Consider the following 24,223-nt stretch of genomic DNA (forward strand, 5'->3'; position numbering starts at 1 on the left):
CGGCACCAAAGAGAGCGGTGATTTGCTGACGATTGGTGCACGCGGGCCTCACAGTATCGCAATCGCGTCGCAGTTTCCAGAGGGAAATCACCGAATGCGACGCGTGCCATGCATGACCGGAAAGCGAGCATAAATAGCGCCAGGCCTGCCCGTCAGTATCGGCATGTTTCGTGAAGATAATGCGTGCGCGGGAAACTTCGTCCGGCCAGGCGACGTCAGCGGAAAAACCGGGGAGAGAAGACGGGATACGCGTCGGGGAGTGGAGGCGGGGATACGGAATCGAACCGTCGTAAACGGCTTTGCAGGCCGTCGCATAACCACTCTGCCACCCCGCCCCGGGATGCCGGCCCGAATGGGCCGTTCTGTGGTGCGGGGCGCAGTGTAGCCGAAGTCAGAAAAGTCTGCTGGACGCGGATCTGTCCTGCCGGCTGGCGAAGGGGCTGGCCCGGCTATTCCCCCGGCTCTCCCATGGCCGACTGCAGGTAGTTCTGCACGCCGACCTTGGCGACCAGTTCGATCTGGGTCTGCAGCCAGTCGATATGGTCTTCGGTGTCATCCAGGATATCGGTCACGATATCGCGGGACACGTAGTCGCTCACCGATTCGAAGTACTTGATGGCTTCCTTCAGGCTGGCCTGCGATACCAGTTCGAGCTTCAGATCGCAGCCGAGCATTTCCTCGGTGTTCTCGCCGATCATGAGCTTGTCCAGATCCTGCAGGTTGGGCAGGCCATCGAGCATGAGAATACGTTCGATCAGCCGGTCGGCATGCTTCATTTCCTCGATCGACTCTTCATACTCATGTTTGCCCAGCGCCTGGAGCCCCCAATGACGGTACATGCGGGCGTGCAGAAAATACTGGTTGATCGCCGTCAGTTCGTGCTTGAGCTGACCGTTGAGCAACTGAATTACCTTTTTGTCGGCTTTCATGACCTTGGTCCCCTTCCATCCTTAATACGGGCCGGCGACGATTTTCATGGTAATTCCCCCAACCGGAACTTCAAGCTCCGCGCGGCTTTCCGGTCGATCATTGCTCGCAAACCAGAAAATACCTCGCAACGATGATTATGCGAGTGATACTGATTCCGATTCAGACGAAATAAAAAGGCGCCTCGCAATGGAGGCGCCTTCCTTATATTGGGCGGACCCTTCATTCACCGCTGGCACGATAGCGATTGCGCAGATCCCGAATCAGGTCGTGATTGCGCAGCACGCCCTGATATTGCCGTTCGATCAGTGCACGAATATCGAAACTGAGATCGGGTTCCTGCAGCGCATCGGCGTACTTCTTCTTCGCAACGTCCTCGCCCTTCTCGGTTTCTTCCAGAATGGCCAGATCGGTGCGGTCCGTGACCGCCGTGCGCAGGCTCAGCCAACCGCGATGCAGCGCACCGGCCACGCTGCCGTGGTCTTCCGGTTTGCCGCCCAGCGCGGCCACCTGCCCCTGAAGCTCGCGCACTGCCGCACCAATCTCCATGGCGCGGCTCGAAAACAGCGTCTTTAGTTCCGGATTCTTGGCATCTTCGGCAGCCTTGCGAAACCCTTCCTCGCCGTCCCGCGAGACTTCAATCAGGTCGTTAAGCACAGAGACGTTGTTGTCAGCCATGTCGGACTCCTCTCATCAGCGCGCACGCACCGCGCGACGCGCATGGAACATCCCGCACGGCGCCTGACGCCACGCGGCCCTTGTGTTCCAAGATAGAAGAGCGGCCCCGGCGGGGATGTCGGGGGGCCTCGCAAGCCGCTGTCGGCCTATGCCTACAGGCCGGCAGCGCGCCGGAAGTCAGTCCAGCAAGTGACCCATGCGCGATCGCTTGGTCGCCAGGTACTTTTCGTTTTCGGAGTTGGCCGGCACGATGTGACGCATCTGCTCCGTCACCTTGATGCCAGCGTCTTCCAGTGCCTTGATCTTGATGGGATTGTTGCTCATCAGGCGAACCGACGTGACCCCCCATTGGCGCAGGAAATCGGCGGCAAACGCATAGGTCCGCGAATCGATCGCCTGGCCCAGCGCCAGGTTGGCATCGACGGTATCGAGGCCGGTGTCCTGCAACGCGTAGGCGCGGATCTTGTTGGACAGGCCGATGCCGCGGCCTTCGTGCCCGCGCAGGTATAGCAGCACGCCGCGGCCTTCCTCGGCGATCTTCTTCATGGCCAGATCGAGCTGCTCGCCACAGTCGCAGCGGCACGAGCCGAACACATCGCCGGTGAGGCACTCGGAATGCAGGCGCAGCAGCACGTCCTCGCCCGAGATATCGCCCATCGAGAGCGCCAGGTGTTCGGTGCCGGTGTCCACGCCCTGGAAGGCATGGGCGGTGAATTGGCCATAGCGGGTCGGCAGCCGGGCGGAGCCGATCAGCTCACTTTCTAGGTCTTTCATATTGATGTTCGCTGGAGGCGCCATGGTGCCCGCGCGGCATGATGCGGGCGCGGGGCAGGCGCGCCACGGAGCGCCGATTGGGAGAGGCGCCGACGCGGCATGCCGGCAAGGATACCGCGAAATGCAATCCGCCATCCGCAGAGGGGTTACCGGGCGGTAGGCCGCAGGCCGGTTGCGCAAGGCTCAATCGGGAACGAACAGACCGCTCGACCGCGCACGGCGGACCCGAACCGGCTGGTTGTTCCGGCCGATCAGCGTAAAGCGATACCGTAACTGGGCCGGCGTCAGAACCGCCGGAACGGGCACATGCTTGCGGCAACGATACCGCTGGAGGCCACGCTCGGTGAGCAGGAAGTCCAGGCGTTGGCGCCAGGAGGCTGCCCGCAGGTCGTCCCGCATGGCGCGATCGATGAAACCGGCGGCGTCTTCGATCAACGCCAACAGCCCGCGCAGGCGGTCTATGCTTTCGGCAGGACTTCTGGAAGGGAGCCGGTTCGTGGCGTCCGAGGTCCCGGAGGCATCCCGCATCGCGCCAAATTTCCACAATGGCTCGTGATGCGCAAGACGGTTCCTGAATGCGTGCAGTTCAAAGACGAACGACAGCGCCCGACGACGCACCTTCGTGTCACGCCATTGCGGCACCGGCGCACTTAGTGGATGAAAGGGAAATACGGCCGGCAGGATCAGATTGGCGTGCGCATGATCGATATTGCGTAGGACAGCGGGCCAGAAGCCCAGCGAAAGACTTGCCACCATCTCGTCCGCGTCAAGTGTCACCTTGGACCTGCGCTGGCGCACCTCTTCGATGCGCCGCTGAGTCGTCGGGCTCAGCGTCTTCCAGATCTGGTCATACCAGTGCGCGCTTGTGCTCCGGCCCCTTGTGCAGAACATCGACATCGCGCGATGGACGCTGTTGCGCAGCACGATCTCGAAGTATGCAAGGTGCGACGCGAAGCACGATGAAACCTCGCCATTCCACAAATACAAACCGATGGCTTCGTCCATCGTTTTTGTCTTGAAGTATCTCCGGTAGCTGTTCAGGCGTCGCGACGAAACGACGCGTTCAAAGTTCTCGATGGATGATGTCCGCATAGCGATTGACAGTGCCTATTGGGTTCTCTAGGATCCCTCCTGAGACGTCGATCGGCATACCCCGCAAGGGCGCCCCGGCGTAAGGAGTAAAAGGCCTCCCAAGCGGGAGGCCTTTTACTTTGTAGCGTGCCGGAAACACCACGGCTATGAGACAACGCCGCAATCGTGCGGGGCCTTGCGTCAGCGCTGGCCGGGACGCTCTCCAGACGGCCACTTTCGGCCCGACAGCCTGGCCCGCCAAAGACAAAGGCCGCCCGGAGGCGGCCCTTGTTCGATGGCTCGATGGGTCGATAGGTCGATGTCCCGGTGCCCCGATGTCCGGGGGCCGGACGGGGAGGATTACTCCACCGTCACCGACTTCGCCAGGTTGCGCGGCTTGTCCACGTCGGTACCCCGGGCGCAGGCCGTGTGATAGGCCAGCAGTTGCAGCGGCACCACGTGCAGGATCGGCGAGAGCGCGCCGTAGTGCTCGGGCATGCGGATCACCTGGATACCGTCCGACGACTGGATGTGCGTGTCCGAATCGGCAAACACGTACAGGCGGCCGCCACGGGCGCGCACTTCCTGGATGTTCGACTTCAGCTTTTCCAGCAGGGCGTCGTTCGGGGCTACCGTCACCACCGGCATGGCTTCCGTCACCAGCGCCAGCGGGCCGTGCTTGAGCTCCCCCGCCGGATACGCCTCGGCGTGGATGTACGAGATTTCCTTGAGCTTCAGCGCGCCTTCCAGGGCAATCGGGTAATGCAGGCCACGGCCCAGGAACAGAGCGTTCTCGCGGCGGGCAAAATCCTCGGACCAGGCGATGATCTGCGGCTCCAGCGCCAGCACGCCATGCAGCGCGGAAGGCAGGTGCCGCAGGTTGGTCAGCGCATCGGCTTCCTGCTGCGCGGTCAGGTGGCCCCGTACCTTGGCCAGCGCCAGCGTCAGCATATACAGCGCGGCCAGCTGCGTCGTGAATGCCTTGGTCGATGCCACGCCGATTTCGGTGCCGGCGCGCGTCAGGAAGCGCAGTTCCGTCTCGCGCACCATTGCGCTGGTGGCCACGTTGCAGACGGCCAGCGTGTGCGTGTGGCCCAGCGATCGGGCGTGGCGCAGCGCGGCCATCGTGTCGGCGGTCTCGCCCGATTGCGAGATCACCACCACCAGGGCGCGCGGGTTCGGCACGGTATCGCGGTAGCGGTATTCGCTGGCCACTTCCACCTGGGTCGGGATTCTGGCGATCGATTCCAGCCAGTACTTGGCCGTGCAGCCCGAGTAGTAGCTGGTGCCGCAGGCCAGGATCAGGATGCTGTCGGTCTCGGCAAACACCTGCGCGGCGTTGTCGCCGAACAGCTCCGGCGTGATGGCGGCGATGCCTTCCAGCGTATCGCCCAGCGCACGCGGCTGCTCGAAGATTTCCTTCTGCATGAAGTGGCGGAACGGGCCCAGTTCCACGGCGGCGGCATGCGCTTCCACCACGCGCTCCTCGCGCTGCACTTCGGCGTCATGGACGTCGCGGATCGTCGCGCCGGCGCGGGTCAGTTCCACCACGTCGCCCTCTTCCAGATAGATGATGCGGTTGGCGGTGCCGGCCACGGCCAGCGCATCCGACGCCAGGAACGACTCGTCGTTGCCCAGCGCCACCACCAGCGGCGAACCGGCGCGCGCGCCGACCACCACGTCGGGCTGGTCCTTGGCCACCACGGCAATCGCATAGGCGCCATGCAGGCGCTTGGTCACCGCGCGGACCGAGCCGAACAGGTCGCCACGGGTGGCGCTGCTGGGATAGGTGTAGGCCTGGTGGATCAGGTGGGCCACCACTTCGGTATCGGTCTGCGACTCGAAACCGTAGCCCACCGCGCGAAGTTCGTCGCGCAGCGGCTCGTAGTTCTCGATGATGCCGTTGTGCACCAGCGCGATGGTCTCGTCCGAGAAATGCGGGTGCGCGTTGACGGTATCGGGCTTGCCGTGCGTGGCCCAGCGCGTGTGGGCAATGCCCAGCTGGCCGCCCAGACCCGACGACTGGGTCTGCGTGTCGAGGTCGGCCACGCGCGACACCGTGCGCGCACGCTCCAGGATCGCGTCGCGCACCACGGCCACGCCGCACGAGTCGTAGCCACGGTATTCCAGGCGACGCAGCCCTTCAACCAGGACGGGAACGATATTGCGGTGCGAAACCGCGCCGACGATGCCACACATAGCTGAACCCCTTTATTTTTTCGGTTGCTTGACCGGACGCTGCCAGGCGTCGATCGTCATCTGTTTCGCGCGCGACAGCGTGAGCTTGTCGGCCGGCGCTTCCTTGGTCAGCGTGGTGCCCGCGCCGATCGTGGCGCCGCGGCGCACGGTCACCGGCGCCACCAGCTGCGTATCGGACCCGATGAAGACATCGTCCTCGATCACGGTGCGGTGCTTGTTCACGCCGTCATAGTTGCAGGTAATGGTACCCGCGCCAATGTTCACGCGCTGACCCACCGTGGTGTCGCCCACGTAGGCCAGATGGTTGGCCTTGCTGTGGTTGGCGATCTGGCTGTTCTTGACTTCGACGAAGTTGCCGATATGCACGTCCTGGCCCAGCTCGGTGCCGGGGCGCAGACGCGCGTAAGGGCCGATGCGGCCATCCGGCCCGATCTTTGCTTCCTCGAAGTGGCAGAACGGTTGCACACGTGCACCAGCGCCGACCACGGTGTTGCGGATCACGCAGTGCGCGCCGATGTGTACGCCATCTTCCAGCTGCACGCGGCCCTCGAACACGCAGCCTACGTCGATGGTCACGTCGCGGCCGCAGGTCAGCTGGCCACGCACGTCGATGCGAGCCGGGTCCAGCAGCGTGACGCCCGCTTCAAGCAGGCGTTGGGCGATGTTGCGCTGGTGGATGCGTTCGATGTCGGCCAGCTGGACCTTGCTGTTGACGCCCAGCGTTTCCCACAGTTCGGCGGGCTGGGACGACACGATTTCCACGCCGTCGGTGGCGGCGCGCTCGATGGTGTCGGTCAGGTAGTACTCGCCCTGCGCGTTGTCGTTGCGCAGCGTGGACAGCCAGCGGCGCAGGTGGGCGGTCGGGCAGACGATGATGCCGGTGTTGATCTCGCGGATGGCGCGTTCTTCCTCGCTGGCATCCTTCTGTTCGACGATGCGTACGACATTGCCGGCCGCATCGCGCACAATACGGCCATAGCCGGTGGGGTCGGGCATTTCGACGGTGAGCACGCCCAGGCGTTCGCTGCCGGCGGCCTGCACCAGGTGCTGCAGCGTGGCGGTCGAGGTCAGCGGCACGTCGCCGTAGAGCACCAGCGTGGGCTGGGCGTCATCGAGCAGCGGCAGGGCCTGCATGACGGCGTGGCCGGTGCCCAGTTGCTGGGCCTGCTCGGCAAAGGCAACATCGTCGGCACCCACCGCCTGGCGCACCTGCCCGGCGCCGTGCCCGACCACGACCACCAGCCGCGACGGCGACAGCGTACGCGCCGTGTCGAGCACGTGGGCCAGCATCGGTTGGCCGGCTACCGGGTGCAGCACCTTGGGCAGCGCGGAGTTCATGCGCTTGCCCATGCCTGCGGCAAGAATGACGATATTCACAAGGAGGTTCCTAAGTGAGTGTGTCTGAGAAGAAGCTGAAGAATCCGAGCCTGGGAGCACTGTGGCCGATGTGGCTGAACCGTTGCCACGACTGGGCTGGCGGGCGATTCGCCGGCCCCGGAAACATGCGCGCCGATTCTAGCACGCGGGCCTGTGCCGCATTGGGTCCATCACCTCGCGTTACCGTTGTTCACATTTGGTCACGCGGCGTTTTTGCATGGTTTGCAGCATTTACCATGCTCCTGGCGTTGGCTGGATGCAACGCCATGAAGCTCGGATACCAGCAGGGCGACCGCCTGGCCTACTGGTGGGTGGACCGCTATGTCGATGTCTCCGACGCCCAGGAGCCGCCCACCAAGGAAGCCATTGCGCGCTTCTTTGCCTGGCACCGGCGCGCGCAGCTGCCCGAAATCGCCACTGTGCTGACCCGCGTGCGCGGTGAAGTCGCGGGCGAAGTCACCCCGGCCATGGTGCGGCAGGTCCAGCAGGACTCCCAGCGCCTGGGCCGGCAGGCCTTCGACAACGCGGTGCCCGACCTGGCGGACCTGCTGCTGACGCTGGAGCCTGACCAGATCCAGCGGATGGAGGCCAAATTTGCCGAAAGCAACACCAAATACCGCAAGGAATTCCTGAAATCGGACCCCGCCGCCCGTACCGACGCCCGCTTCGACAAGATCATGAGCTACGCCAAGCTGATCTACGGGTCGTTCTCCAGCGAGCAGGAACGCGCCATCCGCGACGCGATGGGCCCCTACATGCAGAGCGCCGACGCGCGCTATGCCGAGCGCGTCAAGCGGCAGCAGGAATGGGTGGCCCTGGCGCGCGAAGTCTCTTCGACCCGCCCGCCCAAACCCCAGGTGGAAGCCATGCTGCGCAAGTATGCCGACGACTGGCAGCGGCCCGGCAGCGGCGAGCAGCGCAGTACCTCGGCCGGGGTGGATCTGACCGTCAGGATCGCCAACATGACCACGCCCGAGCAAAAGGCGCATGCCGTCAAACGCTTCGACGGCTGGATCAACGATACGCGCCAGCTGATGGCCGAGAGCGGCCGGGCGCCCCAGGCAGCCAGGTAGCCGCCGGGTTCGCCCCCCATCGACAGGAAAGCCCCGGGCCAGGCCACGGGGCTTTTTCGTTGCCCGGCGCGGCGGCGCGACTCAGGCCGCTGGCTGGCCCGCCGGCTCGGAAGCAGGTGCGGCGGCAGGCTCCGAGGATGGCGCCGCCCCCTTCTGGATCTTGTCGAAGCGCACGAATTCCATGCGGTTCGGTTCCACGCTGCCGCTGAACTGCAACGCCTGCTGGCTGTAGGTGGTCTCGCCGAACAGCGACGCCTCGTCCACCTTGGCGAGGCCGGTGGCCAGCCCCGTGAACGGGAACAGCTCGGTATCGGCGAGGTGCGACGGCACCACGTTGCGCAGCGCCGAGAAGATGTTGTCGATGCGGCCCGGGTGCTCGCGCTCCCACTGCTGCACCATCTCGCTCACCTTCTTGCGCTGCAGGTTTTCCTGCGAGCCGCACAGATTGCACGGAATGATCGGAAATTCCATGGCGCGCGCGTACGACGCGATGTCCTTTTCCGCGCAGTAGGCCAATGGACGAATGACGATGTGCTGGCCGTCATCGGTGGCCAGCTTGGGCGGCATCGCCTTCATCTTGCCGCCGAAGAACATGTTCAGGAAGAACGTGTTGACGATGTCGTCGCGGTGGTGGCCCAGCGCAATCTTGTTCGCGCCCAGTTCCTTGGCCGTGCGGTAGATCACGCCACGGCGCAGGCGCGAGCACAGCGAGCACGTGGTCTTGCCCTCGGGCACCTTCTCCTTGACGATCGAGTACGTGTCGGCCTCGACGATCACATATTCCACGCCCGTGGACTTCAGGTATTCGGGCAGGATGTGCTCCGGGAACCCCGGCTGCTTCTGGTCCAGGTTCATCGCGATCAGCTTGAACTGGATCGGCGCCCGCTTCTGCAGCGCCATCAGGACCGACAGCATCGTGTACGAGTCCTTGCCGCCGCTCATGCAGACCATGACGGTGTCGCCGTCCTCGATCATGCCGAAGTCGCCGATGGCCTTGCCGGTCAGCGACTGCAAACGGGTTTCAAGGCGATAGAAGTTAGCCGAGTGACTCATAAGACGTACCTGTAACGGATGCGGCGCTGAATAATGGCCGCGCGCCCGATAGAAATGCCGGAATTGACGGGGCGGTATTTTACTGGACCGGCCCGTCCGGCGCTGCAGGCGTCCCGAGTTGCCCCGGCCGGCGTCAGGCCTGCTTGATGTGGAACACCTCGACGCCGACCGAATCGCAATCGGGGTAGACATCGGGCTTTTCGGTCGACACCCGCACGGCGCGTACCTTGGGATGCTGCAGCATGGCGCGGGCCACGTCGTCGCACAGCGTTTCCTGCAGGTGGATATGGCCCTGGGCCATGCGGGCCGCCACCGTGTTGCGCATGAAGTCGTAATCGACCACTTCCTCCAGGCGGTCGGCGTGCGGGGTGGTTTCGGACAGCGACACGAACAGGTCGATGTTCACCAGCACGCGCTGTTCGCCCTTTTTCTCGAATTCATGCACGCCGATGTTGATCTGCACTTCGTAGTTGCGCAGGAACATGCGGCGGCAGTCTTGCAGGCTGGGATGGGAAAGGGCGGCAAAGGTCATGGCAGGGTCAATCAAGGTACGGCTTCATTCAGTCAAAAACATCACGTCACGGGCCAGCGGCATCAGATGCTGCCCGCCGTCGACGTACAGCGTGGTGCCGGTCACGGCGCGCGCCCCGGCCAGGTAGGCCACGGCCTGGGCGATGTCGTCGGGGGTGCTCGACTGGCCCAGCGGCGTCATGCCGTGTGCCCGCACGAAGCCAGGGTCGGACTGGTCGCCGGACACCAGCGTGATACCCGGCGCCACGCCCACCACGCGCAGGCGCGGGGCCAGGGCCTGCGCCAGCTGTACCGTCGCAGTCTGCAGCGCGGCCTTGGACAGCGTATATGACAGGAAGTCCGGATTCAGGTTGTTGAGCTTCTGGTCCAGCAGGTTGATCACCACGCCGCGCTGCTCGCCGGCATTGCCGGCACCGTTGCCGTCGGCGCCAAGCGCCTTGTGCATCTCACGCGCCAGCAGCAGCGGGGCCGCCACGTTCGTGCGCATATGGGTGTCGAGCGATCCATACGAAAAGCTCGTCGCCACGTCGTACTGGAACAGCGAGGCATTGTTGACCAGGCAGGTCGGCGCGCCCAGCGCATCGACGCAAGCGGCCACCAGCTTGCCCGTGGCGGCCTCGTCGGACAGGTCGGCCTGCAGCACGGCGGCCCGGCGGCCCAGCGCGCGGATCTGCGTGGCCAGCACCTCGGCTTCGTCACGCGACCGGTTGCAGTGGACGGCCACGTCCCAGCCCTGCGCGGCAAGCTCCAGCGCGATGGCACGGCCCAGCCGGCGCGCCGCGCCGGTCACCAGCGCCACGCCGCGCGATTGGACGCCCGTGGCGCCCTGAGTATTCGAATCTGGCATTGCTACAATTCGCGGTATGCAGAAAGTCGCTAGTCTACCCCTTCCCTCCGCCGATGCGCTTGACGCATCCAAGGCCCTTTCCATCGTGATCGGCGACGCCATCGCGGCATCCGGCGGCTGGATCGGCTTCGACCGCTACATGTCGCTCGCGCTCTATGCCCCGCGCCTGGGCTATTACAGCGGCGGCGCGGCCAAGTTCGGGCGCGGCGCCGACGACGGCAGCGACTTCATCACCGCCCCCGAACTGACCCCGTTCTTCGCCCGCACGCTGGCCCGCCAGTTTGCGCCGCTGGTCCGGATGTCGCTGCCGCGCGTGATGGAATTCGGCGCCGGCACCGGCCGGCTGGCCGCCGACCTGCTACTGGCCCTGGAATCGGAAAATGCGCTGCCCGAGTCGTACAGCATCGTCGAGCTGTCCGGCGAACTGCGCGCGCGGCAGCAGGACACGCTGGCGCAGCGCGCCCCGCATCTGGCGGGCCGCGTGCAATGGCTCGATGCCCTGCCCGACAGCTTCGAAGGCGTCATCGTCGGCAACGAGGTGCTCGACGCCATGCCCGTGCGGCTCTTCGCCCGCCTCGGCGGCCAATGGCACGAGCGCGGCGTGGTGCGGCAGGGCGATACGTTCGCGTACGAAGACCGGCGGCTCGACGCCGCCGCCGTGCCGGCGCAGCTCCACGAAATGCCCGGCGACCACGATATGGTCACCGAGACCCATGCCGAAGGCGAAGGCTTCACGCGCGCCGTGGGCGCCCTGCTCAAGCGCGGCGCGGCGTTCTTTATCGACTATGGCTTCCCGGCCTCGGAGTACTACCACGCGCAGCGCGTGGGCGGCACGCTGATGTGCCACTACCGCCATCACGCGCACCCCGATCCGTTCCTGTACCCAGGCCTGCAGGACATCACCGCCCACGTGAATTTCAGCGGCATTGCCGAAGCGGCGGTCGATGCGGGGCTCACCGTGGCGGGCTTTGCCTCGCAGGCGCGCTTCCTGATGAACGCCGGGATTACCGAGCTGATGATGTCGCTCGACCCGTCCGACGCGCGCAACTTCCTGCCGCAGGCCAACGCGGTGCAGAAGCTGCTCAGCGAGGCCGAAATGGGTGAGTTGTTCAAGGTCATCGCGCTGGCACGCGATGTCGACGATGCCCTGCCGCTGGCCGGATTCGCTCGCGGCGACCGCAGCTACGCCCTCTGACCGATCCACACGCCATCACCATGTTGCGCTGGACCTTCACCATCTTCCTGTGCGTGATCGTGCTGTCGGCGGCCTTGCCGTGGCTGCAGAAGATCGGCCTCGGACGCCTGCCCGGCGACGTGCGCTTCCGGCTCTTCGGCAAGGAATACGTCTTGCCGTTCGCCTCGACGATCCTGCTGTCGCTGGTCGCGCTGGTGATCGGGAAGGTGCTGTAGGGCCCGGACGGAAGCGATCTAGTCCGGCAGCCCCAGCTTTTCCGCCACGGCCGCCACGCGCGCCTTGTGCACCTTCTCCTTGATCAGGTCCACCCGATCGCCACACGCCTTCGCCACGGCCCCGGCATCGACCGATGCCGCCGCCTCGCGGGCCGCCAGCAGCCGCGCGGTCTGCGGATAGTCGCGATCCTCGAACCCCAGCCGGCCACGGGCGTCGGCCTCGCAGGCCTGCAGCGCCTCGGCGAACCGGTCGGGCTTGCGCAGCGCGTCGCTGCGCTCCACCAGCCGCGTCAGCGCGGCCGCGCCGAACGCTTCCGAGCGATGGATATTGCCGTGCTCGCGCGCCACCAGCAGCGCCAGTTCGCGGCAGTCGTTCGGCACGCGCAGGCGCTTGCACACCGCTTCCAGCAAATCCACGCTGCGTTGCTCATGGCCGATATGGCGCGGCAGCACGTCTTCCGGCGTGGTGCCCTTGCCCAGGTCGTGGGTCAGCGCCGCAAAGCGCACCGGCAGCGACGCGCCCTGCGCGGCGGCGTAGTCCACCACCATCATCACGTGCACGCCGGTATCCACCTCGGGGTGGTAGTCGGCGCGTTGCGGCACGCCCCAGAGCCGGTCCAGCTCCGGCAACAGCCGTGCCAGCGCGCCACATTGGCGCAGCACGTCGAACATGCGCGATGGCCGGGCCTCCATCAGGCCGCGCGCCAGTTCCTGCCAGACGCGCTCGGGCACCAGGGCGTCGACCTCGCCCGCATCGACCATCTTGCGCATCAACGCAACGGTTTCCGGCGCCACCGAGAAATCATGGAAGCGGGCGGCGAAGCGTGCCGCGCGCAGGATGCGTACCGGGTCCTCGGCAAAGGCGTCGGACACATGGCGGAACAGCCGTGCCTGCAGGTCCTGCCGGCCGCCGTATGGATCGATGATCGGACCCACGAGGTTGTCCTGGTCGTCCACGGCCTGCGCCATCGCATTGATGGTCAGGTCGCGGCGCACCAGGTCGTCTTCGAGCGTGACATCGGGCCCGGTATAGAACGCAAAGCCCTTGTAGCCCACGGCCGTCTTGCGCTCGGTCCGGGCCAGCGCGTACTCGGCCCGTGTCTGCGGATGCAGGAAGACCGGAAAGTCCTTGCCCACCGGCTTGTAGCCGGCGGCTTCCATCTGCTCGGGCGTGGCACCCACCACGACGTAGTCGCGATCCTGGCTCGGCTTGCCCAGCAGTTGGTCGCGGATGGCCCCGCCGACGGCGTACACCTGCATGATCAGCCCGTGACGATGATCGCGTCGGCCCGTTCAGGCTGCGTGCGGTAGGGTTCGTCGGCCGGCACGAAATCGCGCTCCTCGCGGGCGCCCGCCACCCATTCCTGCATGGCCGGCAAGGCCAGGATGAAATCGGCGTAGGTCTTGGCGGCTTCGGGCAGATGCACGCCATAGGTGGCGAAGCGGCTCACCACGGGCGCGTAGAACGCGTCGGCAATCGTAAATTCGCCAAACAGGAACGGCCCGCCGGCGCCATGGCGCGCACGCAGGTCGGTCCAGATCGATGCGATGCGGTCCACATCCTGCTGCACGGCCACGTTCCAGCCCAGGCCCGGCAGCACGGCGGTGCAGTTCATCGGCATCTGGCTGCGAAGGTTGCCGAAGCCCGAGTGCATCTCGGCGCAGATCGAGCGTGCCATGGCGCGTGCGGCCACGTCGGCCGGCCAAAGCTGCTTGTGCGGAAACCGCTCGGCCGCGTATTCGGAGATCGACAGCGAATCCCACACGGTCACGTCGCCGTCGATCAGCGCCGGCACCTTGCCGGCGGGCGAGTAGCGGGCAATCTCCGCCCCGAAATCCTTCGTGAACAGGCGCAGCGGGATTTCCTCGAATTCGATGCCGGCGTGGCGCAGCAGCAGCCACGGACGCAGCGACCAGGACGAATAGTTCTTGTTGCCGATGACGAGCTTCATCGTAAATTCCTTGGGGGCGGAAACAGAGGCGGATAAATGCGACGCGCGCAAAAGCACAGGCGCGGGCGCCGGTCAATCGCCAGGCGCCCTGAACCAGACATTCTATCGACGCGGCGCGCGGCGTCCAAATGAATTGCGCTCGCAAGCGCTGTGAGCGCCAATCACATCGGTGCAAATTGCGTGCCCCGTGGCGCCGGCGCTTCAGCGATGCACGCTGCCGCGCAAGGACTGGAAGAACGTGTCGCGGCTGCGGCCGGCCAGCACGTCGGTCATCACGACCTCCAGGCTCACCGGATGGACACCCAGTTCCGCCGCCATGGGCGCGCCAAGCACGTTGTCCAGGCGCATCGAATCAAGGTTGTCGCGCGACAGCACCGTGCCGCCCGGCATGTGTTCCAGCACGGCCGCCTGCATGCGCGCCAGCGCATCGGGCAGGGCGATGATCGGCCGCGGATGACCCGACGCATGGCCCGCGAACTTGACCAGTTCCTCCAGCGTGTACACCTGCGGGCCGCCCAGTTCGTAGGTCTGCCCGACGGTCGATCCGTTGGCCATCGCGTTCACGAAAGCCTGCACCACATCCATCACGAACACGGGCTGGAAGCGCGCATGGGCGCACGCCAGCGGCACCACCGGCGCCATCTGCTGCAACTGGGCGAACAGGTTCAGAAAATGATCGTCCGGGCCGAACACGACCGATGGACGGAAAATGGTCCAGTCGAGTCCGCTCTCGCGCACGACGCGCTCGCCTTCCCCCTTGCTGCGCAGGTACATCGACGGCCCTTGCGGGTCGGCGCCAAGCGCGCTCATGTGGATCAGCCGGCGAACGCCGGTGCGGCTGCAGGCCTCCACCAGCTGGCGCGGCAGATCGACATGCGCGGCGGCAAACTGGGGGCCGTACGGGTCGCCGCGGTCGCCGTGCAGCACGCCCACCAGGTTGACGACGATGCCATCGACGCCCAGCGGGCCGATCGCATCGTCGAGCGAAGCCGCGTCGGCCAGGCCCAGTTCGGCCACTTCCACACGCGGCAACAGCAGCAGATGCTGCGCATGTTCGACACTGCGAGAGCCGACCACGATGCGGTCGGGCGCGATGGGACTATCGGGATTGGAGGCCGGATCGAGCGGCGCGCCGGAAGCGGTCGCCGCGCCGGCCAGGCGGGACACGAGGTGGCTGCCGATGAAACCGGCGCCCCCCACGACAAGGACGTTGCTGGTCTTCATGCTTCGGACTCCGTGACGATTCGTGTGACGCTGCGTGATGCACGCGTCCCGACAGTCACGGAGCCGCCGCCCCGTCCCAATGCGGGGCTTTGCAGGATCAGGGCAGGCTGGTCGTCGTGACAGAGGACGGCGCGACCACCCCAAGCCGGTCTTTCAGCGACTGGGGACGGCCACTCATCAATGCAGCATAGTACGTCGCGTTGGAAAGCACATTCTTGACATACGCTCGCGTTTCCGTGAACGGGATCGTCTCTGCAAAGATCGCGCCTTCCACGGGCCGCGACAGGCTCGAACGCCACGATTTCGGGCGTCCCGGGCCGGCGTTGTACCCGGCGGACGCCAGCGTCCACGAGCTGTCGAGGTCCGTCAGTACCATGCTCATGTAATTTGTACCGAGCAGGATATTGATATTGGGGTCGCCCATCATCGACGGCGAGAAGTCGGCCATGCCGATCTTCTTCGCCACGTACTTGGCCGTGGCCGGCATCACCTGCATCAGGCCGTGCGCGCCCGCCGACGAGCGCGCATTCATGATGAAGCGCGATTCCTGACGGATCAGGCCATATGCCCAGGCCATGTCCAGGCCCACGTCGTCGGTGGCCCGCTGCATGATGTCGCGATACGGCATCGGAAAACGCTGGGCGAAATCGTGTTCGGCCTTCGTACGGTCCGACGTGTTGACCGTGCGGTCCAGCAGGTCGATCTTGCGCGCGTACTCGGCGGCGGCGATCAGTTCGCGATCGCTCATGCCGCGCAGTTCCCAGTTCCACTCGCGATTGCCCTCGAAGCGCAGGTTCAGGTCATAGAACTTCTGCGCGCGGACAAAGCCGGGGCGCGTGCGCATGGCCATGGCCTCGGCGTCGCTGACCGTGGTGCGGGCCGGCAGCGTGATCCGGTTGCCCAGTTCCTCGCTGGCCAGCTGGCCGTAGAAATGGAACTGGCCCGCGATCGACTGGAATTGCGCCTGGGCTTCGGCGCCACGGCCGTCGGCCTTCAGCGCGCGGGCGTACCAGTATGTCCACGCAGGGTCCTTGGCGCGCAGCTCGGGGCGCATCAGTTCGATCGACTGGCGCACCTGCTTCCAGTCGCCCTGGCGCAACGCGGCGCGCACGCGCCACTCCTGCGTTTCGTCTGACAGCCACTGGTTGCCGCCCAGGTCCATCTGGCGGCGGTAGTAGCCTGCAGCTTCCGGCATCAGCTTCTTGGCCGCGTACTGGCCAACCACGCCCCAGGCAGCGCCTTGCTCGTCGCGCGACAGGCCCCCGGCGATGGTGTTCAGGTACGACGCGGCCTGCGACGGGTCGTTGCGGGCCATCTTGACCACGGTGGCCAGCGCGTCGCTGTCCACGCGTGCATCGGGCACGGCGGCCGCGATCTTCGCGGCCAGCGTCGTGTAGTTCTGTTCCAGGGCCTGGCGTGCCTGGAACGCCACGTCGCTACGCTGGATCTGCTGGCTCTGCGCCAGGTAGCCCACCAGATCGACGCAGCCGTCGCCGTAGTAGCGCGGATCCACCAGCGTGGCGCGCGCCTCGGCGGCCACGTTCTGGCCCTTGAGCGCCTTCGACAGCAGCGCGTAGCACTCCACCTGCGTGTCGTCCTTGAGCACGAACTGCGGGTACTGGATATCGAAATTGGCCCAGTCGCGCTTCTTGCCCAGCACCAGCAGCCAGTCGTTGCGCATGCGGTCGGCAATCGCCTCGCCCTGGTAACGCTGCAGGAACGCCGCCACTTCGGCGTCGGGTGCGTCGATGCGCGCCTGCCCGCCGGCATCGAACAACTGCGGCTTGATGCGGAAATATTCGACGTACGACGGAATCGGGTAGTCGACCAGCGTGGCCGAAATGGCGGCGGCGCGGTCCACGTCGTTCTTGCGGGCCGCTTCGCGCAGCGCCACGAAGGCGTCGTCCGGGCTGGACGGAATCATCGTCGACGCGGCGGGCTGCTGCGGCGCCGGACGCGACGGCGCCGGCTTCTTCTGTGCGTATGCCGGCATGGCCAGCACCGCGCCTGCGAACGCGAGCCAGGCGAAGCGGCCGGCCCGGCGCAGATATACTCCCTTCGACATTCTTGGCTATCCCTTATGTGGTGGCGCGTGCCCATTCAAGAAGACAGGCGCGCATCCTTCATCTGTTTCTGATTGTCTGATCGCGGTCATTATTGCACGCCATGCCCCCATCCCAAGCCCCGGACAACGGGCCGGACGCCCGTCAATTCCAGGCCGTCACGGACCAGCCTGCCGCCCCCGCCAACGACCGGCGCGCCCTGCGCCGCGACCTGCTGGCGCGGCGCGCCGCGCTGCCCGATCGTGCCGCATCCGATACCGCCATCGACCATGCGCTGGGCGCCCTGCTGGAACGCCTGGGTGTACGGAAGCTGGGGTTCTACTGGCCGATCCAGCAGGAATTCGACGCCCGCGGCACGGTGGCGCGCTGGCTGGCCGGGATGCCCGGCCGCGTGGCCGCCCTGCCCGTGGTCTCGGCCCCGGGCACGCCGCTCGATTTCCATTTCTGGACCCCTGACACGACGATGCGCGCCGGACACTACGGCATTCCGGTACCCGACGGCACCGAGCCCGTGACGCCCGACGCGCTGCTCATTCCCTGTGTCGGTTTCAGCGCCAACAAGTTCCGCCTCGGTTACGGCGGCGGCTTCTACGACCGCACCCTGGCAGCCCTGGCCGGGCTTGGCGTCACGCCCATCGCCATCGGCATCGGCTTCGACGCCTGCGAGATCCCGCTTGTTGCACAAGCGCACGACCTGCCAATGGACTGGATGGTGACGGAGCGCGGGGTGCGGTAGCACCCTCGCCGGGTTCGCGCCGGCAAGCCGGCTGGCTGGTCAGCCTGGCGCATCGTCGGGGGCGGGCTCCTTGGCGTGCACCAACCCCTCCACCAGCTCGCGCATCCGCCTCCAGTGCGAGCCTTCCCAGAACACCCTGCGGCAATGCGGGCATGTGACAAAGCGGTCGTGGCGCGCGAACACGCCGTCGGGCACGCGGCCCTGTGCGTCGGCCTTGTCGATTCGGTGCAGCGGGACGTTGCAGGTCAGGCAGAGCGAGAACGGGCGGGCGCTGCGTGCCAGGTCGAGCCGCGCGAAGATCTCGTGCGCCTGCAGCGACGGCTTGATCGCCCGCACATAGCAGCCGTGCGTGATCTCGCGGCGCTTGAGCAGTTCGCGGTCGCGCGTCAGCACGATGCGCTGCTCGTCGGCCGCGATGCGGGCAATCTCGCTGTCTTCGAAGTGGTTGTCGTAGAGCGTGTCGAAGCCGGTCATGCGCAGCAGGTGCGCCAGGCCGCCCAGGTGCGCATCGGCGACAAAGCGGAGGTTGCGCAGCGGATGCTCGCGCACGCGCAGCAGCGGCGTCACGTCGAGGGACTCAAATTTTGGATAAACGGCTACGCGGTCGCCGTCCTCGACGAGGCGCTCGAACGGCACCGATTCGCCGTTCACGAGGATCAGTTCCACCTCGGTATGCGGCACGCCCAGCGCCTCGATCATGTGCTTGACCGTGGCTGCGCGCGCGCAGGGGCACGACAGGTCCCGGCGGCGCTGCGATGGCGCCAGAAAGTCGTTCAGTTCCTCGTAGAAACGGAAGGTGGCGGTGACCATGGCGGCGAGTATGCCACCATCGACCCCGGTTGCCGATATGCCTACTTCGCGTTGCCCAGCCGCAGCGCGGCTTCCACGGCCATGCGCGCCCAGGGCGTCATGGCGGACGGCGACTCCAGGCAGGCCGCCGGCAGGCTCAGGTAGTGACGCATCGTCACCTCGCGCCGGGCCGACTGGTAGCGGAACGGCTCGCTGCCCTCGGCCGCGAAGCGGGGCAGCGTGATGTCGTCCGCCTTCAGGTAGCACTGCCCTCCGCTTGCCAGCGCGAACATCAGCCCGTCATAGAACAGGCCATGACCGCCAAACATCCGCCTGGCCGTGACCGGCCCAATGCTGGCCGCCAGCGGCGCCATCAGTTCCAGCAGATGCTCGACGAACGGGTCCGGACGGCGCGCGGCGGGCATGCGATCAGAGCTTCAGGCGCTGCCAGATGGCCTTGGTGGCGCCGGCCGTGTTCAGCGTGTAGAAGTGCAGGCCGGGCACGCCCGAAGCCAGCAGGCGTTCGCATAGCGCCGTCACCACGTCCAGGCCGAACGCGCGGATCGATTCCTTGTCGTCGCCGAACGATTCGAGCCGCTTCGCCACCCAGCGCGGCACTTCGGCACCGCACATCTCGGAAAAACGCATCAGCTGGGAGTAGTTGGTGATCGGCATGATGCCGGGCACGATCGGCACTTCCACGCCCATCGCGCGGACATCGTCGACAAATCGGAAGTAGGCGTCGGCGTTGAAGAAATACTGCGTGATGGCCGAGTTCGCGCCGGCCTTCACCTTGCGCACGAAGTTGTCCAGGTCGTGGCGCGGCGAACGGGCCTGCGGGTGGTATTCGGGATAGGCCGCCACCTCGATGTTGAACCAGTCGCCGGTTTCGGCGCGGATGAACTCCACCAGTTCGTTGGCGTAGCGGAATTCGCCGATCTCGCCCATGCCGGACGGCATGTCGCCGCGCAGCGCGACGATATGGCGGATACCGCCGTCGCGATAGGTCTTGAGGATGTCGCGGATGCTCTCGCGCGACGACCCCACGCACGACAGGTGCGGCGCCGCCTCGATGCCCTCGCGCTGGATTTCCAGCACGGCGTCGAGCGTGCCCTGCTGCGTGGTGCCGCCGGCGCCGAACGTCACCGAGATGTACTTCGGCTGCAGCGGCGCCAGCTGGGCGCGGGTATTGCGCAGTTTCTCGGCGCCCTCCGCCGTCTTGGGCGGGAAGAATTCGAAGCTGTAGTAGCGATCAGTCATGGTTGGCACGCCGCCCGCGCGGCGCCCCGAAGAATTTCAGTCGCGCTTAATCCCGGTCGCCAAGCAGTACGCTGGCGAGAATCGTGGAGATCACGCTATAGAGAATCGAGCCAAGCAGCGCGGCGCCAAATCCGGCCACGACAAACCCCTGCAGCAGGTTGCCGACGAACAGGAACAGCAGCGCGTTGATGACGAAGATGAACAGCCCCAGCGTCAGCAGCGTCACCGGCAGGGTCAGGATGACCAGGATCGGCCGGATCAGCGTATTGACCAGACCCAGCACCAGCGCGGCAATCATCGCCGCGCCAAATCCGCGCAGTTCGATACCGCCGATCAGATAGCTCACCAGGAACAGCGACGCGGCGTTGATGATCCAGACGGCCAACAGTCTCATTGGGACTCCTTGTTATTGGATGACATCGGAACTGCACGCTTCTGGCGGAGCCCGGTCGCGCAGTCAGCTCAACGCCCTCTCCCCCGGGCCCCTCTCCCGCCGGGCGGGAGAGGGGAGAACACCGTCGGGGAGAATCTCGGGCCGATCAGTAGCGGTAGTGGTCGGCCTTGTACGGGCCCTGCTTCTGCACGCCGATGTAGGCGGCCTGCTGGTCGGTCAGCTCGGTCAGCTGCGCGTTCAGCTTCTTCAGCTGCAGGCGCGCCACCTTCTCGTCCAGGTGCTTCGGCAGCGTATAGACGCCCACCGGGTACTTGCCGCTGTCGCGCTCGGCCCACAGTTCGATCTGGGCGATCGTCTGGTTGGCGAACGAGCTGCTCATCACGTACGACGGGTGGCCCGTGGCGCAGCCCAGGTTCACCAGGCGGCCCTTGGCCAGGATGATGATCTTCTTGCCGTCCGGGAACTTGACGTGGTCCACCTGCGGCTTGATCTCCTCCCATTCGTACTTCTCGACCGATGCGATGTCGATCTCGTTGTCGAAGTGGCCGATGTTGCAGACGATGGCCTGGTCCTTCATCCGGGCCATGTGGTCATGCGTGATCACGTGGTAGTTGCCCGTGCAGGTCACGAAGATGTCGCCGTGCTCGGCGGCGTAGTCCATCGTCACCACGCGGTAGCCTTCCATGGCGGCCTGCAGTGCGCAGATCGGGTCGATTTCGGTGACCCACACCTGGGCCGACAGCGCGCGCAGGGCCTGGGCGCTGCCCTTGCCCACGTCGCCGTAGCCGGCAACCACGGCGACCTTGCCGGCGATCATCACGTCGGTGGCGCGCTTGATGCCGTCCACCAGCGATTCGCGGCAGCCGTACAGGTTGTCGAACTTGCTCTTGGTCACCGAGTCGTTGACGTTGATGGCCGGGAACTTCAGTTCGCCGCGCTGGGCCATCTGGTACAGGCGGTGCACACCCGTGGTGGTTTCCTCGGTCACGCCGCGGATGGCGGCCAGGTTGCGGCTGTACCAGGTGGCGTCCTTGGCCAGCTTTTCCTTGATGGCGGCGAACAGGTAGGTTTCTTCCTCGCTGGTCGGCTTGCTGATCAGCGATGCGTCCTTCTCGGCGCGGGCGCCCAGGTGCAGCAGCAGCGTGGCGTCCCCGCCATCGTCCAGGATCATGTTCGGCGTGCCGCCGTCGGCCCAGTCGAAGATGCGGTGGGTGAAGTCCCAGTATTCCTTGAGCGACTCGCCCTTGAACGCGAACACCGGCGTGCCCGATGCGGCGATCGCGGCGGCGGCATGGTCCTGGGTCGAGAAGATGTTGCACGAGGCCCAGCGCACGTCGGCGCCCAGTGCCTTGAGCGTTTCGATCAGCACGGCGGTCTGGATCGTCATGTGCAGCGAACCGGCGATGCGGGCGCCCTTGAGCGGCTGCGCAGCGGCGAATTCGTCGCGGATGGCCATCAGGCCGGGCATTTCGGTCTCGGCGATCGCGATTTCCTTGCGGCCCCAGCCGGCCAGGCCGATGTCGGCGATCAGGTAGTCTTGCTTCAGGTCAGTCACAGCGTTCATGTTCACTCCGATGTAAGAGTGGCGCATACGCGGGACGGGAGACGGATAAGGCCCATGAAACCAGGGCCTGGGCCGCGTCACGGGTGCCTCACGTGAGGCCATGACGGGCAGACAGGTCGACTCGCGCCCCGTGCGAACCACGGAACAGCGAGCGCCGTTGAGACATTCCGAGCCTGGCGGATGGCAGGGCATCCGTTGCAACGCTCCTCGGAGTGGCGGTATTGTAGCGTGCCTGTTCGCGCAGAGCAGGCAGAAATGCCAGATTTTTTCCCGCCTAATTGTTTCGGACTGTTCCCGTCCCGTTCCCGCCTTGCACATGCTCCCCACGCCACCCCGCACCCTGACCATCGCCGGTTCCGACTCCGGCGGCGGCGCCGGCATCCAGGCGGACCTGAAGACATTTGCCGCGCTCGGCTGCTTCGGCATGAGCGCGATCACCGCCATCACGGCCCAGAACACGCTGGGCGTGACCGGCGTACATGCCATTCCGGCCGACATGGTGGCCGCCCAGATCGATGCCGTGGCCAGCGACATCGGCGTGGATGCCGCCAAGACCGGCATGCTCGGCACGGCGGCCATCGTCGAGGCCGTGGCCGGCGCGGTGGACCGGCACGGCATCCGCAAGCTCGTGGTCGATCCGGTCATGATCTCCACGTCGGGCGCCACGCTGTCGGACGACGCCACCAGCCAGGCCATGGTGAAGCAGCTCTTTCCGCGCGCCATCCTGGTCACGCCGAACCTGCCGGAGGCCTCGTACCTGCTCGGGCGCCGCATCGCGCGCCGCGCCGAGATGGAAGCCGCCGCCGCCGACCTGCTGGCGATGGGCTGCCAGGCCGTGCTGCTCAAGGGCGGGCACCTGGAGGACGATGGCCCCGACGCCACCGGCCTGGACGACCTGCTGATGCTGGCCGACGGCACCACGCGCATCTACACGCATCCGCGTATCGACTCCCCCAACCTGCACGGCACCGGCTGCACGCTGGCGGCGGCCATCGCGTCGCAACTGGCGCGCGGCGACGCGCTGCCCGACGCCGTGGGCACCGCGCTGGACTACGTGGCCCGGGCCATCGCGGCTGGCGCGCCACTGCGCCTCGGTGCCGGCAACGGCCCGCTCAACCACAGCTTCGCCCCGCGCCAGCTGGGCTGACACGGCATCGGATTCGACATGGAAACTCTGAAAGACATCGACCTGCGCGACGATCCCGCCGCGCGCTGGTACGTGAAGGACGAAACCGTGCAGGTGGCGTTTGCCGCCGAGCCCGGCGAACTGATCAGCCGCGAAGGGCCGAACCGCTACCAGCGCGGGGATGCCATCGTGACCGGCGCCACGGGCGACCGCTGGGTGGTGTCGCGCGGGCGTTTCGACGCGCGCTATGTGGCCGCGGGGCCGAACGCGCACGGCGAGGCCGGCCCGTATCGCAACAAGCCGGTGCCGGTGCTGGTCAAGGAAATGCCGGTCGCGTTCGCACTGGAACGCTCGGCCGGCGGCGATGTGCTGACCGGCAAGCCGGGCGACTGGCTGATGCAATACGCGCCCGGCGACTATGGCATCACCGAGCGCGCAAGGTTCGTGGCGGTCTATCGCCCTACGGAAGGCCCGCCGGACGGGCCGGACGCCTAGTTCCCGCCGGCCAGCTGCACCAGCTTGAACGACGCGCGGGCCACGCAGCAGACCGTGCCCGATGCGTCGCGGGCCTCGCCCTCGCAGAAGGCGATCTTGGCGCCCCGGCGCAGGATGCGCGCCTCGAACGTCAGCGCGCCGCGCGCGGCGGCCAGGAAATGCGTGGACATGTCGATCGTGATCACGCCCACGTCCAGCGGCGCATGCGAGCGCGCCGCGCCGCTCAGCGTGAAGTCCAGCACGGCCATCAGCGTGCCGCCATGCACGTCACCACGGCTGTTCACCACGTTCGGGCTGGCCGGCAGGCGCGTACGGCATAGCCCTTCCTCCATATGCACCGGCTGCAGGCCCAGCAGGCGCATCAGCGGAATCTCGATACCGAAATAGGGCTTGTCGGGGGTGCCCGGGGCGGCGGGGATGATCTCGTTCACTGCTGTTTCCTCTCTGCGGGTCCCGTTCCGTATTGCGGAACCTCTATCCATTGGTGACTGGATGGAGAGGATATGCGGATTGTCCGGTCGCGACCAGCCGGGGTGGCCGGTCAGCGCCCAATCTGTGAGTTCCTGATACGCCAGCCCTCTCCCGGGGGGTATCCATTGCTGATGGTTCGCTCCCCTTGCTTGCACCGGAGGGCGCCGCTCCCCTCTCCCGCCTGCGGGAGAGGGGTTGGGGGAGAGGGC

25 protein-coding genes, 1 tRNA gene and 1 riboswitch are annotated in these 24,223 nt (G+C 66.2%); of the genes, 6 read left to right on the top strand and 20 right to left on the bottom strand.

From position 1 onward, the window contains the following. Positions 1-260: 260 nt before the first annotated feature. The 7 genes from AC3G88_RS23355 to glmU all read right to left on the bottom strand — a co-directional run bounded on the left by AC3G88_RS23355 (position 261) and on the right by glmU (position 7,026). Positions 261-335: transfer RNA gene (locus AC3G88_RS23355), tRNA-Cys, on the bottom strand. Between the two features lie 114 nt (positions 336-449). Then, positions 450-929, bottom strand: coding sequence for a bacterioferritin (gene bfr, locus AC3G88_RS23360; RefSeq protein WP_153949865.1), 480 nt, complete (start codon positions 927-929; stop codon positions 450-452). 220 nt (positions 930-1,149) lie between these two features. Next, complete coding sequence (locus AC3G88_RS23365) at positions 1,150-1,605, bottom strand: PA2169 family four-helix-bundle protein (RefSeq protein WP_487523329.1); 456 nt, start codon at positions 1,603-1,605, stop codon at positions 1,150-1,152. A 177-nt stretch (positions 1,606-1,782) separates the two neighbouring features. Beyond that, positions 1,783-2,379, bottom strand: a complete 597-nt coding sequence (gene ribA, locus AC3G88_RS23370; RefSeq protein ID WP_153949867.1) for a GTP cyclohydrolase II — start codon at positions 2,377-2,379, stop codon at positions 1,783-1,785. 183 nt (positions 2,380-2,562) lie between these two features. Then, complete coding sequence (locus AC3G88_RS23375; protein ID WP_488894039.1) at positions 2,563-3,384, bottom strand: hypothetical protein; 822 nt, start codon at positions 3,382-3,384, stop codon at positions 2,563-2,565. Between the two features lie 426 nt (positions 3,385-3,810). After that, positions 3,811-5,649 (bottom strand): glutamine--fructose-6-phosphate transaminase (isomerizing), encoded by a 1,839-nt coding sequence (gene glmS / locus AC3G88_RS23380; RefSeq protein WP_488771466.1) that lies wholly within the window; start codon positions 5,647-5,649, stop codon positions 3,811-3,813. 12 nt (positions 5,650-5,661) lie between these two features. Continuing rightward, positions 5,662-7,026, bottom strand: coding sequence for a bifunctional UDP-N-acetylglucosamine diphosphorylase/glucosamine-1-phosphate N-acetyltransferase GlmU (gene glmU, locus AC3G88_RS23385; protein ID WP_488894040.1), 1,365 nt, complete (start codon positions 7,024-7,026; stop codon positions 5,662-5,664). Between the two features lie 266 nt (positions 7,027-7,292). Between glmU and AC3G88_RS23390 the strand changes: the two genes are divergently transcribed. Further along, positions 7,293-8,099, top strand: coding sequence for a DUF6279 family lipoprotein (locus tag AC3G88_RS23390; RefSeq protein WP_488771468.1), 807 nt, complete (start codon positions 7,293-7,295; stop codon positions 8,097-8,099). 81 nt (positions 8,100-8,180) lie between these two features. Here AC3G88_RS23390 and ttcA read toward each other — a convergent pair whose 3' ends face one another. The 3 genes from ttcA to AC3G88_RS23405 form a co-directional block, all read right to left on the bottom strand. Further along, on the bottom strand, positions 8,181-9,152 hold the full coding sequence (gene ttcA, locus AC3G88_RS23395; RefSeq protein ID WP_488771469.1) for a tRNA 2-thiocytidine(32) synthetase TtcA: 972 nt from the start codon (positions 9,150-9,152) through the stop codon (positions 8,181-8,183). 133 nt (positions 9,153-9,285) lie between these two features. After that, positions 9,286-9,684: a dihydroneopterin aldolase gene (locus AC3G88_RS23400; protein ID WP_153949925.1), complete on the bottom strand. Its 399-nt coding sequence runs from the start codon at positions 9,682-9,684 to the stop codon at positions 9,286-9,288. Between the two features lie 24 nt (positions 9,685-9,708). Then, positions 9,709-10,530, bottom strand: a complete 822-nt coding sequence (locus AC3G88_RS23405; protein WP_488894041.1) for an SDR family oxidoreductase — start codon at positions 10,528-10,530, stop codon at positions 9,709-9,711. Between the two features lie 16 nt (positions 10,531-10,546). Between AC3G88_RS23405 and AC3G88_RS23410 the strand changes: the two genes are divergently transcribed. Together AC3G88_RS23410 and AC3G88_RS23415 are read left to right on the top strand one after the other, a co-directional pair. Continuing rightward, on the top strand, positions 10,547-11,725 hold the full coding sequence (locus tag AC3G88_RS23410; RefSeq protein WP_488894042.1) for a class I SAM-dependent methyltransferase: 1,179 nt from the start codon (positions 10,547-10,549) through the stop codon (positions 11,723-11,725). A gap of 20 nt (positions 11,726-11,745) precedes the next feature. Next, a complete protein-coding gene (locus AC3G88_RS23415) occupies positions 11,746-11,940 on the top strand; it encodes a DUF2905 domain-containing protein (protein ID WP_092602987.1) in 195 nt (64 codons plus the stop codon). An 18-nt stretch (positions 11,941-11,958) separates the two neighbouring features. Here AC3G88_RS23415 and AC3G88_RS23420 read toward each other — a convergent pair whose 3' ends face one another. From AC3G88_RS23420 to AC3G88_RS23435, 4 genes are all read right to left on the bottom strand, one after another. Beyond that, the gene (locus AC3G88_RS23420; protein ID WP_488894043.1) at positions 11,959-13,200 is read right to left on the bottom strand and encodes a multifunctional CCA addition/repair protein; all 1,242 of its coding nucleotides are present in this window, start codon (positions 13,198-13,200) and stop codon (positions 11,959-11,961) included. A 2-nt stretch (positions 13,201-13,202) separates the two neighbouring features. Beyond that, the gene (locus tag AC3G88_RS23425) at positions 13,203-13,892 is read right to left on the bottom strand and encodes a glutathione S-transferase family protein (RefSeq protein ID WP_488771473.1); all 690 of its coding nucleotides are present in this window, start codon (positions 13,890-13,892) and stop codon (positions 13,203-13,205) included. A gap of 201 nt (positions 13,893-14,093) precedes the next feature. After that, positions 14,094-15,116 (bottom strand): complex I NDUFA9 subunit family protein, encoded by a 1,023-nt coding sequence (locus AC3G88_RS23430; RefSeq protein WP_488771474.1) that lies wholly within the window; start codon positions 15,114-15,116, stop codon positions 14,094-14,096. Positions 15,117-15,213: 97 nt separating this feature from the next. After that, entirely contained in the window at positions 15,214-17,181 is a 1,968-nt protein-coding gene (locus AC3G88_RS23435; protein ID WP_488894044.1) for a lytic transglycosylase domain-containing protein, read from the bottom strand. Positions 17,182-17,282: 101 nt separating this feature from the next. Here AC3G88_RS23435 and AC3G88_RS23440 point away from each other — a divergent pair, with 101 nt between their 5' ends. Beyond that, complete coding sequence (locus AC3G88_RS23440) at positions 17,283-17,915, top strand: 5-formyltetrahydrofolate cyclo-ligase (RefSeq protein ID WP_488894045.1); 633 nt, start codon at positions 17,283-17,285, stop codon at positions 17,913-17,915. A gap of 39 nt (positions 17,916-17,954) precedes the next feature. On the opposite strand, the gene AC3G88_RS23445 is transcribed toward AC3G88_RS23440, so the two are convergent. The 5 genes from AC3G88_RS23445 to ahcY form a co-directional block, all read right to left on the bottom strand. Further along, a complete protein-coding gene (locus AC3G88_RS23445) occupies positions 17,955-18,725 on the bottom strand; it encodes a Mut7-C RNAse domain-containing protein (protein ID WP_488894046.1) in 771 nt (256 codons plus the stop codon). Between the two features lie 41 nt (positions 18,726-18,766). Continuing rightward, the gene (locus AC3G88_RS23450) at positions 18,767-19,129 is read right to left on the bottom strand and encodes a TfoX/Sxy family protein (RefSeq protein WP_400393563.1); all 363 of its coding nucleotides are present in this window, start codon (positions 19,127-19,129) and stop codon (positions 18,767-18,769) included. Positions 19,130-19,133: 4 nt separating this feature from the next. Then, positions 19,134-19,964, bottom strand: a complete 831-nt coding sequence (gene metF / locus AC3G88_RS23455) for a methylenetetrahydrofolate reductase [NAD(P)H] (protein ID WP_153949881.1) — start codon at positions 19,962-19,964, stop codon at positions 19,134-19,136. A gap of 46 nt (positions 19,965-20,010) precedes the next feature. After that, complete coding sequence (locus AC3G88_RS23460; protein ID WP_153949882.1) at positions 20,011-20,358, bottom strand: phage holin family protein; 348 nt, start codon at positions 20,356-20,358, stop codon at positions 20,011-20,013. 145 nt (positions 20,359-20,503) lie between these two features. Further along, positions 20,504-21,922 (bottom strand): adenosylhomocysteinase, encoded by a 1,419-nt coding sequence (ahcY, locus tag AC3G88_RS23465; protein WP_153949883.1) that lies wholly within the window; start codon positions 21,920-21,922, stop codon positions 20,504-20,506. 142 nt (positions 21,923-22,064) lie between these two features. Next, positions 22,065-22,137, bottom strand: a riboswitch (S-adenosyl-L-homocysteine riboswitch). Positions 22,138-22,238: 101 nt separating this feature from the next. Here ahcY and thiD point away from each other — a divergent pair. Together thiD and AC3G88_RS23475 are read left to right on the top strand one after the other, a co-directional pair. Next, on the top strand, positions 22,239-23,069 hold the full coding sequence (gene thiD, locus AC3G88_RS23470; RefSeq protein WP_488894047.1) for a bifunctional hydroxymethylpyrimidine kinase/phosphomethylpyrimidine kinase: 831 nt from the start codon (positions 22,239-22,241) through the stop codon (positions 23,067-23,069). An 18-nt stretch (positions 23,070-23,087) separates the two neighbouring features. Further along, entirely contained in the window at positions 23,088-23,543 is a 456-nt protein-coding gene (locus AC3G88_RS23475) for a PGDYG domain-containing protein (protein WP_488894048.1), read from the top strand. Here AC3G88_RS23475 and AC3G88_RS23480 read toward each other — a convergent pair. Then, entirely contained in the window at positions 23,540-24,025 is a 486-nt protein-coding gene (locus AC3G88_RS23480; RefSeq protein ID WP_488771480.1) for a PaaI family thioesterase, read from the bottom strand. The two genes, AC3G88_RS23475 and AC3G88_RS23480, sit on opposite strands and share 4 nt — an antisense overlap. Positions 24,026-24,223 lie beyond the last annotated feature (198 nt).

The organism is Cupriavidus sp. 86D6, from assembly GCF_057815095.1.

Excerpts from the sequence above, each read along its gene's own strand:
- AC3G88_RS23425 (WP_488771473.1), bottom strand. The coding sequence starts at position 13,892 with ATGAAGCTCGTCATCGGCAACAAGAACTATTCGTCCTGGTCGCTGCGT.
- AC3G88_RS23430 (WP_488771474.1), bottom strand. The coding sequence starts at position 15,116 with ATGAAGACCAGCAACGTCCTTGTCGTGGGGGGCGCCGGTTTCATCGGC.
- AC3G88_RS23450 (WP_400393563.1), bottom strand. The coding sequence starts at position 19,129 with ATGCCCGCCGCGCGCCGTCCGGACCCGTTCGTCGAGCATCTGCTGGAA.
- ttcA (WP_488771469.1), bottom strand. The coding sequence starts at position 9,152 with ATGAGTCACTCGGCTAACTTCTATCGCCTTGAAACCCGTTTGCAGTCG.
- bfr (WP_153949865.1), bottom strand. The coding sequence starts at position 929 with ATGAAAGCCGACAAAAAGGTAATTCAGTTGCTCAACGGTCAGCTCAAG.
- AC3G88_RS23475 (WP_488894048.1), top strand. The coding sequence starts at position 23,088 with ATGGAAACTCTGAAAGACATCGACCTGCGCGACGATCCCGCCGCGCGC.
- metF (WP_153949881.1), bottom strand. The coding sequence starts at position 19,964 with ATGACTGATCGCTACTACAGCTTCGAATTCTTCCCGCCCAAGACGGCG.
- AC3G88_RS23405 (WP_488894041.1), bottom strand. The coding sequence starts at position 10,530 with ATGCCAGATTCGAATACTCAGGGCGCCACGGGCGTCCAATCGCGCGGC.
- AC3G88_RS23440 (WP_488894045.1), top strand. The coding sequence starts at position 17,283 with ATGCCCCCATCCCAAGCCCCGGACAACGGGCCGGACGCCCGTCAATTC.
- thiD (WP_488894047.1), top strand. The coding sequence starts at position 22,239 with ATGCTCCCCACGCCACCCCGCACCCTGACCATCGCCGGTTCCGACTCC.
- glmS (WP_488771466.1), bottom strand. The coding sequence starts at position 5,649 with ATGTGTGGCATCGTCGGCGCGGTTTCGCACCGCAATATCGTTCCCGTC.
- AC3G88_RS23375 (WP_488894039.1), bottom strand. The coding sequence starts at position 3,384 with ATGGACGAAGCCATCGGTTTGTATTTGTGGAATGGCGAGGTTTCATCG.
- AC3G88_RS23390 (WP_488771468.1), top strand. The coding sequence starts at position 7,293 with ATGAAGCTCGGATACCAGCAGGGCGACCGCCTGGCCTACTGGTGGGTG.
- AC3G88_RS23415 (WP_092602987.1), top strand. The coding sequence starts at position 11,746 with ATGTTGCGCTGGACCTTCACCATCTTCCTGTGCGTGATCGTGCTGTCG.
- AC3G88_RS23435 (WP_488894044.1), bottom strand. The coding sequence starts at position 17,181 with ATGTCGAAGGGAGTATATCTGCGCCGGGCCGGCCGCTTCGCCTGGCTC.
- AC3G88_RS23420 (WP_488894043.1), bottom strand. The coding sequence starts at position 13,200 with ATGCAGGTGTACGCCGTCGGCGGGGCCATCCGCGACCAACTGCTGGGC.
- AC3G88_RS23480 (WP_488771480.1), bottom strand. The coding sequence starts at position 24,025 with ATGGATAGAGGTTCCGCAATACGGAACGGGACCCGCAGAGAGGAAACA.
- ahcY (WP_153949883.1), bottom strand. The coding sequence starts at position 21,922 with ATGAACGCTGTGACTGACCTGAAGCAAGACTACCTGATCGCCGACATC.
- AC3G88_RS23410 (WP_488894042.1), top strand. The coding sequence starts at position 10,547 with ATGCAGAAAGTCGCTAGTCTACCCCTTCCCTCCGCCGATGCGCTTGAC.
- AC3G88_RS23460 (WP_153949882.1), bottom strand. The coding sequence starts at position 20,358 with ATGAGACTGTTGGCCGTCTGGATCATCAACGCCGCGTCGCTGTTCCTG.
- AC3G88_RS23400 (WP_153949925.1), bottom strand. The coding sequence starts at position 9,684 with ATGACCTTTGCCGCCCTTTCCCATCCCAGCCTGCAAGACTGCCGCCGC.
- AC3G88_RS23365 (WP_487523329.1), bottom strand. The coding sequence starts at position 1,605 with ATGGCTGACAACAACGTCTCTGTGCTTAACGACCTGATTGAAGTCTCG.
- ribA (WP_153949867.1), bottom strand. The coding sequence starts at position 2,379 with ATGAAAGACCTAGAAAGTGAGCTGATCGGCTCCGCCCGGCTGCCGACC.
- AC3G88_RS23445 (WP_488894046.1), bottom strand. The coding sequence starts at position 18,725 with ATGGTCACCGCCACCTTCCGTTTCTACGAGGAACTGAACGACTTTCTG.